A 16,177-nucleotide genomic window follows, 5' to 3' on the forward strand; every position below is an offset into this window, starting at 1 on the left:
GGCCCGCGCCCGCCGGCCCATGTCATGGTCTGCCCTGCCCGGACTCCGAACCGCACGTGTCGTCCTCGGACGAGCACACCTTGCCTGTGCGCAGGTCCACGAAGTACCACGCGAGCGTCATCAGCATCGGGGAGGTGTTGCACGGCGGGGCGAGGTGCATCCGGACGTGCACGCTCGCCCTGTCGACGCTCTCGGGCCGGAAGGCGATGCAGGAGGCGCCGGCGGGCCCTCGTTGCTTCAGCGCCCAGGCCCTGGCCAGGAGGACGGCCCTTTGCCCCTTCTGCTCCAGGTCCTGAAGAAATCGCTCGATGGGGACGTAGGCCTTGCCGTCGTGCCACATCGCCGCGCCGCGCCGCATATCGACGCGGAATCGCTCCGTGGCGCAGATGCCGCTCGCCGGGGAGCACCTCTCGCCGGCCCGGGCGACGAGATCGAAGACGTGGCCGCGGGATGCCTCCAGCGCGAGCGAATCGACGCCGGACCACTTCCATTCGAGCAGCTGGCCGAGCGCGGTGACCGCCGGGTGATGGTCCCGGTACCAGCTCGCCTTGAACGCCCCGTAGCCGCGGAGCTCGCCGTTGTCGTCCCACGAGAGCTCGCGCGTACGCCTGTCGACGCGGAAGCGCGCGAGCCGTTTGCGGCCGTCGGACGAGAGCACGGACACGTGGAGGTGCGTTGCCGTCTCGTCCTCGACGTGCAGCGCGGTCGTGCCTCCCCAGGCGATGGCGTCGTCGATGAAGCGCTTCTCCAGCGCCGAGACGGCTGCTCTCAGGGACTCCTCGCGCGCGGCGAAGAACTCGCGCATCGGCCGGGGCGCCGCCTCGTCCCACCAGCGCACGGTGCCAGCGCGCCTGTCGACGGCGAACGTGGCGAACGGCGCGAGGCGCGCGCTGAACGGAGCGCACTGGACGGGGCCGCGCTCGCGCCGGTGCAGCGCGACGATCGCCAGCCCGGCTGCGTCCTGCTCCGGCCCGAGCTCCCAGCACTCCGCCGGCCGCTTCTCCACGCTCACCCGCGGCGCCAGCCACGTGTCTTGATCGTCGGCCGCGCCCGATCTCGGGGAGGCGAAGAACGGGGCGAGCGCCTCTCTCACGAGGTCCGCGGCGTCGTCCGTTGGGGCTGTTGGTGGGGCTGGTGAGAGGGCTAGTGAGAGGGCTGTGGCGGGGGCTGTAGGAGCGCCGTGCGTCACGGGCCGCGCTGCCGGCCGAGGTACCAGAGGTCCTCTCGCCTCGGGCGCGGGTGCCGCGCACGCCGTGAGCGCGAGCGACAGGCACGCCGCGCAAGAGAGGGCCAGTCCGCGCAGGCGCCGCCTCGCCGGCCGCGCGATCGCCGCCGCGAGCATGCTGCTTTCGACCGAGCCGCTGCCCGGACCTCTCATGGCTTCACCCTCGAGAACACGCGCTCGACGCAGCGGTCCGCGCCCTGCTTCGCCAGGAGGACGTGGGTGGTCGCGGTGGACCGGGCGAGGCCCGGGCGCGTCAGCCACAGCTCCACGTCCTCGCACTTCGTGGCATCCTCCCCGTCGGGGCCCCCGCACGCGCCGAGCTGCGGTGTCGACGCGAGCCCTGGCAGCGCCGCGCGCAGCTCCCGGTGCCAGCGCTCGCCCGCGGACGGCGACGCCGCTGGGCAGAGCCAGCGCTCGGCCTCTGCCCACTCGAGCCCGAGCCAGGCGTACACGAACGACTCGGCGTCAGGGGCGAGGGGCGGCGCTCGACGCACGCTGTCGCCTTCCACCGTGTAGCGCGCGGCGAGGGCGTCCCAGCGCGGGTACCATGGGAGGAAGGTCGGGTCGCCTGTCCAGCGCAGCGTGAAGCCCCCGGCGGACACCGCGAGGGTGTAGCCGGCCGGCATGTGGAATCGGAGGCTGTTCGCGAAGGCCGCGCGCGGGTGCAGCGGGTCAGTTCCCTCCAGCAGCACCCTCGTGGTCAGCGTCCTCCAGAGCGAGACACAGGACGACTCCGCGCTCGAGACGGCCAGCGCCCAGCGCCCCTTCGGTTGGCCCGTGAGCAAGCCATAAGACAGCCGGTTTCCCTCGGACGTCCACTCCGACAAATCGCTCTCGTGAGCGAGCGCGAGGCGAAAGCCCGCCGGGCCCCGCTCGAAGACGTAGAGAGACGCGTCCTCGCCGCACGGGACCGCGAGCGTGAGGAGCGCGACCCGGAGCTCGGGGTGCGCCGCGGGCTGCTCGATGCGGAGGTCGAGCAGGCTGCCCCACCGCCGTTCCTCGCCGGCGGGGTGGACGCCGAGCCGCCCGAGCTCCGCCATCGCGCGCGTGCGTGCGGCGGCCGGCGCGCCCTCGGCCGCGTCGAGCGCGCGCCCGACGACGCCTCGGAGCTCGGCCTTCAAGGCGCGGAGCAGCGCGGGAGCGCCCGCGGGGGGCGCGCTCAGCCCGATGCCGTCCGCGCTTGTGTCGAGCGCGGCGAGCGCCTTCATCGTGGCCACGATATCGGGGGGAAGCGGCGCTTCGCCCGGAGCTGGCCCTGGCGGCGGCGCCGGCGTCGTCTGGCGTTCGGCGGGCAGCGGGCGCGGTGGTGTCGAGTCTTCCTGCCGAGGCGGCGCCGGTGACCGGCGCGCTCCGGTCACGGGCAGAGTTCCCGGTGGAGCTCCTCCCGTGCAGGCGAGTTGCCAGAGCAGCGCGGCGGCCAGAACGCCGCCTCCGGCGCGCAAGCGAGGAGCTCGGGACGGGCTCGGGGACATCGGCGCAGCCTAACGCCGATCCCGGGTCTCCGATTCCTTCGGCAGCGCCTTGGTCGCGGCTCAGGTCCCGTGCGGCGAGTGTTGCTCGGAATCGCTCGAAAAGAGAAACGCCTGCTGCTCGAGGGCCACCCGCCCCTTGCGCTTTGGCCGGCGAGGCGGCGCCCCGGACTCCGCCGGCTCGCCCTCGGTCTGCTCGGCGCAGCGCGGGCAGACGGCGGGCGGCTCCGGCGCCGCGATCTCGAGTCGGGGCGGCGAGGGGGGCTCTGGCTCCGCCTCGGGCTGCGGTTCGACCGGATCCGCCCGCTCGATCTCGGCGCGACCGCGCGCGTGCTCGGCGGTGACCAGGGCGCGGAGGGCGCGGGCGGCGGCGCGGTGCTCGGCGGCGGCTCGGCGCAGGCGTGCGACGAGCTCGAGCGCTGCCCGCGGCGGCGCGTGGAAGCGGGCGCGCTCGCGGTGCGCGCAGCCGTCATGACCGCCGCCGCTGCTGCCGCAGTCGATGCAGATGAGAGCGAGCGCGAGCGGCTCCCGGACGGCGGAGCTCGGCTCGTCCGCCGCTGTGTCGTCGGGCGGGAATGCGTCGATGGGTTCCTCGGCGGGCGGCAGCTCTTCGACGACGGCGGCGGCGGCCTTGCGGGGGCGCATGCCGATCGGCTAGCAGATCATTGAACGGATGTACAGGTGTGCCTGGTGCTCGCGGCGTGGTGGGCCGTCCGGGCTGGCGGATGCCCGGGGAAGGCGGACCACGTCACGAACCGGACGAGGAGGCGCGCCATCTCCTCCGCTTCCTCCACCTGGCAGAGACGCTCGTGATGAGGCGGGGTGGAGGGCTCTATCTTGCGAGCGGAGAGAGATTCAACGCAAAGACGCAAAGGCGCAAAGACGCAAGAAGGCATGGAACTTGTTGTTTTCTTTGTTGCGCCTTTGCGCCTTTGCGTCTTTGCGTTGAAATTTCTCCTCGGAGCCCTGGCTGGACTCCTGATGGGTGCAACTACGCGCGCTTCGCCGGGCTCGAGCCCGATCTCTCCCCGACGAACTCTTACGCCTGCTATCAGGGCTACTTCAACACCAAGCGGTTCTATCCGGGGGCGGTTGAGACGTACGGCAGGCTCGGGAACCTGTACCGCGCAATCTCTCCGAGCGCGTGACTCCGACGCCGTCGCGGCGCTGCGTCCGGCGGGGAGCCGACGTGGTAGCCTGCCGGCATGATCCTCCCGCTCGCGCCGCTCGCACAGAGGAGCGCGCCACCCCCGCCAGCCCGCGGCGTCCGGTTCGCGCGCGGGGCCTTCCTGGCCGGGGCGGCCGCGGCCTGTCTCGCGCTCGGCTGCCAGGGCATCCTCGGCATTCACGAAGTCTCGCGCGACGGGGCCGGCGGTGACGGCGGCGCCGGCGCCGGTGGCGCCGCCGCGTCGGGCGGAGGCGGAGGCGGCGACCTGTCCGCGCATGGCAGCGGCGGCGGGGCGCCGCAGGCGGGCTTCTCGATCGCGCTCGACCCGGCGGCGTCGCGCGTGGTGCGCGGCGGCTCGACGTCGCTCCCCGTCGCCGTCACCCGCTCGGACGACTTCGTGGGCGACGTCGCGCTCTCGCTGTCGGGCCTGCCGAGCGGCGTCACGGCGAGCCCGGTCGTGGTCTTGGATGGCGAGGCCACCGGCGTGCTCACGCTGACCGCGGAGCCGCTCGCGGCGGTCGGCGGCGCCGCGCCCTCGCTCGTGGCCAGCGCGCCCGGGCTGGAGGATCGGGAACTGCCGGTCTCGCTGCTCGTCGCCGATCCGCCGGGGACGCTCGATGCATCGTTCGACGGCGAGGGTATCGCCACCAGCGGCACGCCCCACGAGGCGCGCGCCATCGTCGTCCAGGAGGACGACAGGATCCTCGTCGCCGGGGTCGATGGGGACACCTGGGGGCTCGCGCGCTTCCTGCCGAGCGGCGTGCTCGATCCGGAGTTCGGCACAGGGGGCCTCGTCGTCGGCCAGAAGGGGACGTTCGAGTCGCTGGCCCTGCAGCCGGACGGGCGCATCCTGGCGGTGGGGAAGCGCGATCATCAGCTCTCGATCGTCCGGTTCCACGCGAACGGCGGGATCGATCAGGCCTTCGGGGCGAGCGGGGTCGCGACGCTCGATCCGGCTTCGATCAGCGATTCGGGCGGCTTCGACGTCGCCGTCCAGAGCGATGGCGGGATCATCGCCGCCGGCGTCGGCCCCGGCAACAGGGGCATCGTCGTGCGGTTCTCCTCCGCGGGCGACCTCGATCGCGATTTCGGCGGTTCGGGCATCTTCTCGATGGATGAGCGGCCGCTGCACTCCGTCGCGATCGATGGAGACGACCACATCCTCGCCGGGGGGACCGAGCGGGACGCGGGCCCCTCCTTCCTTGCGGCGCGGCTCGATCGCGACGGGGTCCTCGATCCTGGCTTTGGAATGGGTGGCGTCGCCTATCTCTCGCAGACGCCCTACAACGATTCCGACCTCGCCCTCGGAAGCGACGGTAAGCCGGTCCTCGTGGGATATGCGCTCGACGGCGTGAATCACTATGCCTTCGCGCGCTTCAACGCGGACGGCTCGGCAGACACGACGTTTGGCGGGAGCGGCATGGTGAACGCGAGCGGCGCAGAGAAGCCCTATGTGCGGGGCTACGGTGTCGCCCTCCAGGCCGACGGCAAGATCCTCGGCGCGGTCGCGGGCGGCACCGTGAACTCGGGCATCACGGCCTCGATCCTCCGGCTCCTGCCGGACGGATCCAGGGACGCCGGGTTCGGCGCCTCGGGCGCCGTCGTGCTCGACGACCATCCGGACCAGAACTACCTCTACGCCGTCACCGTCCAGCGCGACGGTCGCATCGTGGCCGCGGGGAAGCGATCGAACCTCGGGCTCATGGTCGTGCGTATCTGGGATTAGCCCCCTCGCTCGGTGGGGAGCGGCTGGTCGCGGGCGCCCTGTTCACGCTGGCCTGACCCTCACTCCTTCCGCAAGAGCCCGTAGCGGGCGAGCTTCCGGTACAGCGTCATCCTCGGGATCCCGAGGCTCCTCGACACCTCGCTCACGTTCCAGCGGGAGAGCTCGAGCGCGGCGCGGATCCGCTCCTCCTCGGCGCCCTGGTGCTCGGCGCGCGACCGGCCCCGCGGCGCGGGCGCCGCCGCCGGCAGCTGGATGTCGGCGGCGCCGATCTCCGGGCCCGGCGAGAGCACGCACGCGCGCGAGAGCACGTTCTCCAGCTGCCTCACGTTGCCGGGCCAGCCGTACGACGAGAGCCGCCGGAGCGCGCCCCGGGACAGCCGGAACGCCGGGCGGCCCTGGCGCGCCGCGAGCTTCTCGACGATCGCCTGCGCGATCGCCGGGATGTCGTCCGGCCGGTCCCGCAGCGGCGGCAGGCGGATCTCGATGACGCTGACCCGGTAGTAGAGATCCTCGCGAAAGCGCCCCCGGGCGACCTCCTCCCGCAGATCCCGGTTCGTCGCGCAGACGACCCGCACGTCGGCCACCGAGACGCTCCGGTCCGACCCCACCGGGCGGATCGATCGCTCCTGGAGCGCGCGGAGCAGCTTCGCCTGCACGCCGAGCGGCACCTCCCCGAGCTCGTCGAGGAACAGCGTCCCGCCCCGCGCCGAGACGAACAGCCCGCCGTGATCGCGGACCGCGCCGGTGAACGCGCCCTTCACGTGGCCGAAGAGCTCCGACTCGAGCAGCGCCTCGGGCAGCGCGGCGCAGTTGACCGCCACGAACGGCCCGTCCCGCCGGGGCCCGCCCGCGTGGATCGCGCGCGCGACGAGCTCCTTGCCCGTGCCGCTCTCGCCGGTCACCGTCACGGTCACGTCGCTCTCCGCGACGCGCTCGCAGAGCGCGAGCACCGCGCGCATCGGCGCGCTCCTCCCGGCGATCTCCGGGAAGTCGCGGCGCGCGTCCGCCCGGGTCCGCTCGAGCTCGTGCGAGAGCCGCTCGATCTCGTCGGCCTGCGAGCGCATGAGCTCCGCGACGCGCCGCTGCTCCTCCTCCAGGGCCCGCGTGCGGTCCCGGAGCTCGGCCATCAGCCTGCCGTTGTGCAGCGCGACCGCGATCTGGTCCGCGAACGCGCCGAGCAGATCCGCGTCGCCCTCCGCGAACTTGCCGCGCTGGAACCGGTTGTCGAGGTAGACGGCGCCGATCACCGCGCCGTGCGCGCGGATCGGCACGCACACGATCGACCGGAGCCGCAGGCCGTGCACGGACGCGTTCCCGTGGAACCGCTCGTCGGCCAGCGCGTCGACCGTGAGCACCGCCTCCCCGCGCTCGACCACCCGCTTCGCGATCCCGTGGCTGAACTTGAGCTGGCTCTTGCCGACGCGCTCGCGGTCGAGGTTCCGCGCGACCGCGACCTCGAGCCTGCCCTTCGCGTGGCCTCCCGGTTCCGGCGACGGCGATGGCGACGCGAGGATCACGAAGCCCCGCTCCGCGCCGGTCAGCTCGATGGCCGCGTCCATGGCGAGGCGGAGCACCTCCTCCGCGTCGAGCGTCGAGCTCAGGCGCCGGTTCACCTCGAGCAGCTTCAGCACGAGCTCCATGCGGGCCCCCGGCGGAGCAGGCCCGCCGCGGAGCGCGGCCCGCCGGGGGTGCCGCCAGAAGACCTCGGCGAGCTCGGCGGGGAGCGTGCTCCCGATGCGTTCCCAGCACTCGATCGCGGCCGTGCGGTGCCGCTCCGCCAGCGCCGTCGCCGACCGGAGGCGGAGCACCGCGGCGGACACCTCCTCGTGCTTCGCGTGGAGCTCGAGCTGCGAGACCCTCGCCACGAGGCCCGCGCCCCGCTGCACCTCGGCGAGGGCCGCGCCCGTGTCGCCGCGGGCCAGCGCGAGCTCCGCGCCCGCGGTCGCGTGGCGCAGCGCGAGGTCCGCCGCGTCGGCCTCCCGGAGCAGCGCCGCGGCCTCGGCCAGCCGCGCGCCCGCCGCGGCCCTGTCCCGCGCCGCGAGCGCGACCTCCGCGGCGTGGATCACCGCCTCGCACGCCTCGCGCTTCGATCCGCGCGCCGCGTGGCCGGCGCGGGCCTCCTCGAGCAGCCGCGCCGCCTCGCCGAGCGCCCCGCGCGCGGCGGCGAGCTCCGCGGCGAGCCCGAGCGCCGCCACGGCGATCTCCTCGGGGGCCCTCGGGCCCTCGGGCGCTCGCATCCGCGCGACGGCGAGCTCGGCGCGATCGAGCAGGCCGACGTCCGCGTGGATCTTGGCGAGGTTGAAGCGCAGCGTCGCCTCGGTCCGCTCCTTGGCGAAGGCGATCGCCGCCCGGAGCCCGCGCTCGTAGCAGCGCAGCGCCGCGCCCCAGTCGCCGAGCTGGTGCCTCGCCGTCCCCAGGTTGAGCGCGGCCGTCGCGAGCAGGTCGCCGAGGCCCTCGGCCTCGGCCAGGTCGAGCGCCTCCTGGAACCCGCGCGCCGCCAGGGCCGCGTCGCCGGCGCGGTAGGCGTAAAGCGCGTGGTAGCTGAGCGTCCGGGCGCGGGCGCGGGGCGAGCCCGACGCCGGCCGCAGCGCGACGGCGCGCGCCAGGCTCTGGAGCGCCCCGGCCTGGTCGCTCAGGTACCCGAGCGCGAGGCCCAGCGTCTCGGCCAGCTCCGCGGCGGCCTCGCGCGCCTCGCCGCTCGCGGGCGCGCCGTCCGTCTCGCGCGCCTCGCCGTTCGCGGGCGCGCCGTCGACCTCGCGTGATCCGAGCGCCGCGAGCGCCCCCTCCGCCTCGCGCCGGGCCTCGTCGTAGCGGCCGAGGCGCAGCAGGCAGCGCGCCGAGAGGCTCGCGAGCCGCCCGCCCCAGGGCCCGGGCGAGAGGGCCCGCGCGCGCCCGAGCTGCCAGAGCGCCCGCTCGACCTTGCCGAGCTTCTCGTAGCAGCGCGCCGCCCGGTACGAGAGCTCCGCGCCGACGTCGGAGGGCGGCCGCGCGCGCCTCGCCCGCGCGAGCAGCGCGAGCGCGCGCCGCGGGTCGCCGGCCGCCTCGATCGCGGACGCCGCGGCCACGAGCGTCCGCGGCGCCGGCAGGACCTCGCAGGCGGCGTCCGCCGCGCGCACCCAGGCGCGCGGCGCCCACTCGAGCATCGGCCCGGACGCGGCGAGCGCCCGCCGCGCCGCCTCGTGGTCGCCCGCGAGCACGAGCGCCCTCGCCCGGTCCGCCGCGCGCTGGCTGCGGAGCGCCGGGGCGAGGGCCGCCTCGTCGGCGCCGGCGAGGTGGGCCGCCATCGCGGCCGCGATCTCGCGCGCGACGCCCGCGTCGAGCCAGGGCAGGATCGCCCTGGTTTGCCCGGGCTGACCGAGGCGGAACCCCTCGCCGTCGAGCCGCGCGAGCCCCGCGGCCTCGAGCGCGTCGAGCGCCGCGCGCCCCACGCCGAGCGCGGCGGCGGCCTCGGGCCCGAGCGGGTCCGCGACCGCGAGCGCCGCGAGGGCGCGCGCCTCGCCGCGGTCGAGCGCCGCCACGCGCCGTCGCCAGAGCTCCGGGGTGCCCGTCGTGTGGACGAACCTGTCGAGCTCCGCCTCGCTCAGGCGGCGCTGCGCCAGCGCGGCGCAGAGCTCCTTGAGCGCGCGCGGCCGGCCGCCGCTCGCGCGCAGGAGGTCCGACGTGCGCGCCGCCGTGGCGAGGGGCGCGGTCCAGACCCGGACCGCGTCCTCGCCGAGCGGGCCCAGCGGGAGCTCGACGACCGCGCCGCCGCCCACGTCGAGCGGCTCCGCGGAGGCGATCAGCCAGAGGACGGCGTCCGTCGGCCCGGTCGATCGCACGAGCGCCTCGAGCAGCGCCCGGTCGTGCGCGCCCAGCCTGTGGGCGTCGTCGAGCGCGAGCACGCGCGGCCGGTGCGGCGCGGGCGATCCGTACGGATCCCGCACATCGCGCGAATCCCGCAGATCGCGCGGATCCCGCGGGGCGCGCGCCGCCTCGCCCTCGCGCCCGCGCGCCCCCGCGAGCTCGCCGCGGGCCCCGAGCAGCGCGTCGACGCCGGCCGGGAGCGCCGCGCCGCCGAGCGCCCGGACCAGCAGCGCGCGCAGCGGATCGTCGCCGCGGGGCGCGCCCTCGACGACCTGCGCGCGGAGCTGCGCGCGCCACTTGAGCTCGCGGAAGAGCCGCGATTTGCCCGCGCCTTCCTCGCCCGTGACGATCACGGCGCGCGGCCCGCGCTCGCCGCGGAGCAGCGCCTCGAGCGCCGCGCCGAACGCCTCGACCTCGCGCTCCCGGCCGACGATCTCGCCCGGCTCGCTCACGACGGCGGGCGCGCGCCGCGGCAGGTCGCCGGCGGAGAGGGCCTCGAGGACCTCCTCGACCCCGGAGGGGCGGCTCGCCGGATCCTCGGCGGTGAGCCGCTCGGCGAGGCGGCGAACGGCGGCGCTCGGCGCCCCGGAGAGGAGCGGGAACAGGGCCTCGAGCGTCCGCCCCACCGCGAAGAGATCGGAGCGCGCGCTCGGCGGGGCCCCTCGGAGGAGCTCCGGCGCGAAGAACCGCGCCGTCCCCGAGAGGTCCCCCGCGTCCGCGCGCATCCTACGCGCCGCGCTGAGGTCGATGAGCACGCCCGCGCCGTCGTCCCGCACGAGGACGTTCTCGGGCTTGAAGTCGCCGTGGACGATGCCGGCGCCGTGGAGCCACCCGAGCGCGTCGAGCGCGTCGAGCAGGACGGGCAGGGCCGCGCGGAAGGCGCGCCCCCGCGCGTGCTCGGCCAGCGTCCGGCCGCGGATGAGCTCCGTCGTGGCGTACGTGAGCGGCTGGCTCGGCGCGCCGCCGCTCGTCGTCCGGGCGAAGTCGTACGCGCGCGGGAGGCGCGGGTGAGCGCAGGCCGAGAGCAGCGAGAACTCCCGCCGGAACGCCTCGAGCGCGCCCGCGGAGCCGAAGCTCAGCGACTTCATCGCGACGTCGCGATCGAAGAGCCGGTCGCGCGCCTCGTAGACCGAGGCGAGCCCGCCGCGCCCGAGCGCGCGCACCACCTCGTAACGGCCATCGACCACGGCCCCTGGCGCAATGCCGTGGCGTACCATCGGTACAATATGGTACAGAATGGTACAAAAGGGGCCCACGATCTCCGCGGAAAGCAGCGGATCGCACTGGCGCGACTCTTGAACAGAGGGGCGGCGTGATGCGCTGGCTTGCGGTCCTTCTCGTCGCTTGCGCCGCCGGGTGCGGGGTGAACCCCATCCCGGAGCCGCCCTTCGAGCGGCCGCCGGCGCTCGCCGGCGACGTCGTCGGCGCGGTGTGCGACGAGTGCGACGGCGCCCCGCTGGAGCTCACCGGCGCGCCCGGGAGCGTGACCGACGCCGACGTGGTCTGGGCGGTGAACCTCGATGGGACCGCGCCCCCGGTCGTCGCGCCGGTCGCTGGCGACGGCAGCTTCGCGCTCGACATCGACGGCCTCCGCGGGAACGAGCTGCGCCTCCAGGCGCGGCGCGGCGCGCTGCGCTCCGAGCCGGTGGACCTCATCGCCGGGGTCGGCGCCCTCGATCCGTCGCCTCGCCCGCTCGCGGACTGCTTCGAGGTCGAGCGGGAGCTCGCCCTGCCCGACGCGGCCTCCGGCGCGACGTCCAGCAGCGCCGTCGCGCTCGCGCACGCCTGCGGCGCGCCGCTCGCGATCGACACGATCGCGCTGCGCGCCCCGGCGCCCGAGTACAGCCTCGAGGGAACGGCGGCTCCCGTGGTCCTCGAGGCGGGGAGCGCCGGAGAGCTCCGCGTTGTGTACCGGCCGACCGGCGCCGCCGCGCGCGAGGAAGTGGCGCTGATCGAGGTGTCTTCACCGGAGGTCTTCCGGCGGGCGGTGACGCTCTTCGTGCCCGGCGATCCCTGAGTCGATTCCAGCTCTCCGCTCCTCCGGGAGGCTCGAGACGGGCCTCGAGGGGGAGCTCGCATCTCCCAACCCACACGAGAAAGATACGGAGATCACCATGCGAACCTGTGCCTTGTTGCTTCTTGCGGCCTCTTCGATCGTAGGGCTGTTCGGCTGTAAACCTCCCACGGGCGGCGGGGGCGGGGCGTGCCCGGATCCGAGCGATCCTGGCGTCCACTACGTCTCTCAAGATCCGGACGAGTGCGCGCTCATCGACTTCGTCTGCGCGGAGGGACAGACGCTGATGAACGCGCCGGGGTGCGGCTGCGGCTGCATCGACGAGGAGCCGCCCCCCGCGTGCCCGGATCCCAGCGATCCTGGCGTCCACTACGTCTCTCAAGATCCGGACGAATGCGCGCTCATCGACTTCGTCTGCGCGGAGGGACAGCGGTTGATGACCCAACCAGGGTGCGGCTGCGGCTGCATCGACGAGGCGTCTCCCCCCGCGTGCCCGGACCCGGGTGATCCTGGCGTCCGTTACGTCTCTCACGATCCGAACGAGTGCGCGCTCATCGACTTCGATTGCTCGCCGCCAGAGAAGCTCTTCGGCGGCGAGTGCGGCTGTGGCTGCGTCGGCCCCGCGCCGGAGGCCTGCCCTGACGCCGCGGATCCGGACGTCCGCTACGTCTCTCACGATCCGGAGTACTGCCACCTCGTCGACTTCATCTGCGCGCCGGGAGAGGAGCAATTCTCCGACGCGTGCGGCTGTGGCTGCGTCGGCCCGGCGCTCCCCGTCGGGCGCGCTCAAGGCAAGTGACCGCGCCCGCGGCTACTCGCCCTGCCGGACGCGCTCGCCCGGCCGGCCGGCGCGCTCCGCCGGGCGAGCCCGCCGCGCCCTGAAGCGCCCCCCATCTCCGCCCTCGCCTCTCGCCTCCTGCGTAGGGCTCCCCACAACATCGATTCACGGCTGGCCCGCTCGGCCCGCGCCGCGCGGAAGCTGCTGTAGAAGCGAGCGCTGCGGCGCGGCCGTGTAGAATTGATTACATGCGCGCACCCGAAGCGCGCTCCGGATCGATGTCCAGCCGGTCGCTCGGAAGTTCTCCAGTTGTTTCGTCGAGGACGGTGATAGGCTCGCCTGTGCGACGTGGGGGGAGGACGCGACCGGGATGAAGAGTGGGCCTGTCGAACAGCGCACGTCGAAGGTGATCGGCGTCGCGGCGGTCTTCCTGGACAACTCCTTCAACGCCGCGGCCTTCGCCGGCATGCACCGCGCCGCGCGCGCGCGCGGCTACGAGCTCCTCCTGATCCGCGCGACGCCTCGGGACGTCCTCGCGCGCGGGATGGCGCTTCACCACGTGGCCGGCTGGATAACGATGTACACCATCGACGGCCTGGAGGAGCTGCTCTCCGATGGGAAGCCTGGCGTGATCTTCTGCGCGCCCGCGCTCGGCTCGCGCTGCCCGGTCGTTCGGGCGGAGAACCACGGTACGATTCACCAGCTCGTCGACCACCTCGCCCGCCGCGGTCATCGTCGTATCGCCTACATCGGCAAGGCGACGTCGGACGACTTCATCGAGCGGGCCGGCGCGTTCGATGAGGCGCTGCGCGCGCGCGGCCTCGAGACCGGCCTCAACCTGCTCTCCGAGTTCCAGGAGTGCAACATCCTGTACACCGAGCAGCGCGTGCGGGCGCTCATCGAGCGCGACGGCAAGTTCTGCACCGCGCTCGTGGCAGGCAACGACGAGATGGCGATAGGCGCCATCAACGCGTTTCGGGCGCGTGGATACCGCGTGCCCGAGGACATCGCCGTGGTGGGGTTCGACGACATCAGCGCCGCCCAGCACTGCCAGCCGCCGCTCACCACGATACGGCAGGACCCGGTGCTCCTCGGGAGCACGGCTGTCGAGCGCCTCATCGATCTCCTCGACGGCCGCCCTCCTCCGCAGCTCGTGACCCGCGTCCCCGCCGAGCTCGTGGTGCGGCGCTCGTGCGGCAGCGCTGCGTGGGAGGCCGCGCCGCTCGCGCCGGAGCTCGACGCGCCGCTCTGCGACTGGGAGCGCGAGCTGCCCCGGCAGCTGAGCGGCTTGATCGAGGGGCCGACGTGCTCGCAGCCCGCCGAGGCGCCCCTCGCCTGGCCCGAGGCCGAGGTGATCGTGCGGGGTCTCGGCGCGGCGCTCACCGGGGCGGAGCTGCCGGACGTGGAGACGCTCGATCGCGCCTTCGGCGCGGCGGTCGCGCGCAACAGCAGGATCGACGTCCTCCTCGCGGTGGTGAGGCATATCGAGGCGACCGCCGCGCGGCAGCTCGCCGGCGCCTCGGATCCGGACGCCGCGCGCCGGCTGGAGAGGTTCCTCGACCGCGTGCGCCTCTCGCAGCAGCGGGCCCTCGTGGCGGCGGAGCGGTACAGCGTGAGGAGCCTCGAGCGGCTGGTTCGCGCCAACGTGAGCATGAGCAGGCTCCTTATCTCGAAGCAGGTATGGACCGACGAGCGCCTGGCGTGGCTGGCGCACACCACCGTGCGCGTCGCGTGCGTCGCGCGCTGGGCGGACGATCCGGGCGCGGACGGCCCGGAGGCCGTCATCGAGAGCGTGCATACCTGCGATCCGGACGTGGCCGCGCTCGTGGGGCGACGGTATCCGGCCGGCCTCTTTCCGCCGCCCGCCCTGCGCGCGGCCGCGTTGCCGGACGAGCCGAGCGGTTTTCTCGTGATTGTCCCGATCGTGAGCCAGCAGCGCGACTGGGGGACCCTGGTCATGGGAGGGCTGCACACGGAGAGCTTCGCGGACAACCTCCACCCGCTGTCCATGTGGGTGTCGCTCCTGATCGCCGCGTTCGAGCAGCACGAGATGGCGGTCGCGCTGCAGGCGGAGCGCGACATGCTGGCCGCCGCCTACGAGCGCGAGCGCGCGCTGGCGAGCACGGTGCGGGAGCTCGGCTGTCCCGTCATCCCGCTGCTGCCCGGGGTGCTGCTCATCTCGCTGATAGGCGCGATCGACGCCGCGAGGGCGCAGCAGATCATGGAGGCCGCGCTCTCGGGCGTCGCGCGGGAGGGGGCCCGCTGGGTGCTGCTCGACGTGACCGGCGTGCCGTTCGTCGACGAGGCGATCGCGGCGGCGCTGGTGCAGACGGCGCAGGCGACCCGGCTGCTCGGCGCGCGCGTGAGCCTCGTCGGCGTCGGGCCCACGATGGCGCAGGGCATGGTCGGCCTCGGGATCGAGCTGCACGGCATATCCATCTTCCAGTCGCTGGCGGCCGCCATCAGCGAGCTGACCAGGCCAGAAAAGAAGACGAAGGCGAGGCGAGCAGAGTAGCGCCGCCTCGCGCGATCCTCGGGCGCTCGTCCGCGCGCTGCGGCCTCGCCCGTTCGATTGCTTGGTTGCGCGATCGCTCGAATCACTTCATCAGGAGCTTCACCGCCGCGCGCCCGGCGGCCTCGGTCAGCCGCCGCATGTAGTCCCAGTTGAGCTGATCGACCCGGTCGCAGCGCTGGTGGTAACAGGGGTTGCCGTCGTCGCCGAAGAAGTCCTGCGATATGGCCACGGCCGGCGTCCCGTAGCGCCAGAACGCCGCGTGATCGCTGCGGTTCGTGCAGGCGTCCACCCGGGTCAGGCCGAGCTCGCCGTGCGACGCGGCCTCCTCGACCAGCGCGGCCAGATCGGACGACGTGTTCTCGTTGCAGTGGATGACGTGATAGTGCCCGTCGTCGTTGGAGTCGTAGCCTGTCATCTCCAGATCCAGGACGCCGACCACCTGATCCATCTGCCCGTTCCGGTAGAGCTTGCTCGCGTAGGCCCGTGAGCCGAGGAGGCCGTCCTCCTCTTGATCGAAGGCGACGACGCGGAGCCCGATGCTCAGCTTCGCGTCCTTCAGCGCGTGGGCGATGGCGAGCGACGACACGATGCCTGAGCCGTCGTCGTCGGCGCCCGCGTTGCTCATGGAGTCGTAGTGCGCCGAGAGGATGAGGACGCGCGACGGGTCGGCGCCGGGCCTGTCCGCCGTCAGGTTGACGCCCCGGCTCCAGCCGCTTTGATAAGCGTGCTCCTCGACGGTGAACCCGATCGCCTCGAATTGCTGGCGCATCCAGGCGCGGGCCAGCGCGCGCCCGTCCTCGGAGCCGCGCTCGCGGATGACCGCCGAGCGGCCGCCGACGGTCACGGGCGCGGCGCCGGAGAGCTCCTTGAGCCGCGTTTCGAGGAACGCGGCGTCGATGTGGAGCTCGGGGAACTCGGCGGCGTCGCCGTCGAGCCGCGCGCGGGTCCCGGCCGGAGCGCGGGTCCTCTGTGCTCCCGGAGCGCGCGACAGGACCACATCCTGCTCCCCCAGCGGCTCCGCGTGAAGGCGGTGCGAGCCGAGCCAGTCATGGGGATCGCGGCCTGTCGGGACGGCGACGGCGGCGATCCCGCCGACGCGCGCGCGCTCGCCCGGGAGCGCCGCGCTGGGCAGCGGCCCCTCCACGAGGTAGAGCGAGGCCCCGCGCTCTTCTCTCAGAGTGACGCTCTGCCAGGCGTCATCGACGCTGGCGCGGGTCACGACGACCTGGCCAGTCTCCGTCGCGAGCCGGTTCAGGAACGTGCTGACCGTATCCTTGCCCACGTGCGAAACGTGGATTTCCCCGGCCGCCGGCGCGCCCGGATCTCCGGACGCGCACGACGTCGAGACGAGCGCAAAGGCGGCACCCAGCGCGGCGACGGCGCTCGAACGATTGCGGCAGGTTGTCATGGCGTCTTCCCCTTTCGGCGACACCGTACGG

9 protein-coding genes are annotated in these 16,177 nt (G+C 74.1%); 4 read left to right on the forward strand and 5 right to left on the reverse strand.

Annotation, left to right across the window (positions count from 1 at the left end):
- Nucleotides 1-22 precede the first annotated feature (22 nt).
- From WME97_RS07550 to WME97_RS07560, 3 genes are all read right to left on the reverse strand, one after another.
- Entirely contained in the window at nt 23-1,093 is a 1,071-nt protein-coding gene (locus tag WME97_RS07550; RefSeq protein WP_437550676.1) for a hypothetical protein, read from the reverse strand.
- A 281-nt stretch (nt 1,094-1,374) separates the two neighbouring features.
- Nucleotides 1,375-2,442: a hypothetical protein gene (locus tag WME97_RS07555; RefSeq protein ID WP_437550678.1), complete on the reverse strand. Its 1,068-nt coding sequence runs from the start codon at nt 2,440-2,442 to the stop codon at nt 1,375-1,377.
- Nucleotides 2,443-2,757: 315 nt separating this feature from the next.
- Nucleotides 2,758-3,339: a hypothetical protein gene (locus tag WME97_RS07560; RefSeq protein WP_437550680.1), complete on the reverse strand. Its 582-nt coding sequence runs from the start codon at nt 3,337-3,339 to the stop codon at nt 2,758-2,760.
- A gap of 560 nt (nt 3,340-3,899) precedes the next feature.
- Between WME97_RS07560 and WME97_RS07565 the strand changes: the two genes are divergently transcribed.
- A complete protein-coding gene (locus tag WME97_RS07565) occupies nt 3,900-5,588 on the forward strand; it encodes a hypothetical protein (protein ID WP_437550682.1) in 1,689 nt (562 codons plus the stop codon).
- A 59-nt stretch (nt 5,589-5,647) separates the two neighbouring features.
- Here WME97_RS07565 and WME97_RS07570 read toward each other — a convergent pair whose 3' ends face one another.
- Nucleotides 5,648-10,648 carry a sigma 54-interacting transcriptional regulator gene (locus tag WME97_RS07570; RefSeq protein WP_437550684.1) on the reverse strand — a complete coding sequence of 1,667 codons (5,001 nt, stop codon included), beginning with the start codon at nt 10,646-10,648 and terminating at the stop codon, nt 5,648-5,650.
- A gap of 98 nt (nt 10,649-10,746) precedes the next feature.
- On the opposite strand from WME97_RS07570, the gene WME97_RS07575 reads away from it, so the two are divergent.
- The 3 genes from WME97_RS07575 (at nt 10,747) to WME97_RS07585 (ending at nt 14,738) form a co-directional block, all read left to right on the forward strand.
- Complete coding sequence (locus tag WME97_RS07575; RefSeq protein ID WP_437555336.1) at nt 10,747-11,448, forward strand: hypothetical protein; 702 nt, start codon at nt 10,747-10,749, stop codon at nt 11,446-11,448.
- A 97-nt stretch (nt 11,449-11,545) separates the two neighbouring features.
- Entirely contained in the window at nt 11,546-12,244 is a 699-nt protein-coding gene (locus WME97_RS07580) for a hypothetical protein (RefSeq protein ID WP_437550686.1), read from the forward strand.
- A 349-nt stretch (nt 12,245-12,593) separates the two neighbouring features.
- Nucleotides 12,594-14,738 (forward strand): substrate-binding domain-containing protein, encoded by a 2,145-nt coding sequence (locus tag WME97_RS07585; RefSeq protein WP_437550688.1) that lies wholly within the window; start codon nt 12,594-12,596, stop codon nt 14,736-14,738.
- A gap of 82 nt (nt 14,739-14,820) precedes the next feature.
- Here WME97_RS07585 and WME97_RS07590 read toward each other — a convergent pair whose 3' ends face one another.
- Nucleotides 14,821-16,146, reverse strand: coding sequence for a M28 family metallopeptidase (locus WME97_RS07590; RefSeq protein WP_437550690.1), 1,326 nt, complete (start codon nt 16,144-16,146; stop codon nt 14,821-14,823).
- Between the last annotated feature and the right edge of the window lie 31 nt (nt 16,147-16,177).

This window comes from Sorangium sp. So ce367 (genome assembly GCF_051520455.1).
Lineage (GTDB): Bacteria > Myxococcota_A > Polyangia > Polyangiales > Polyangiaceae > Sorangium > Sorangium cellulosum_B.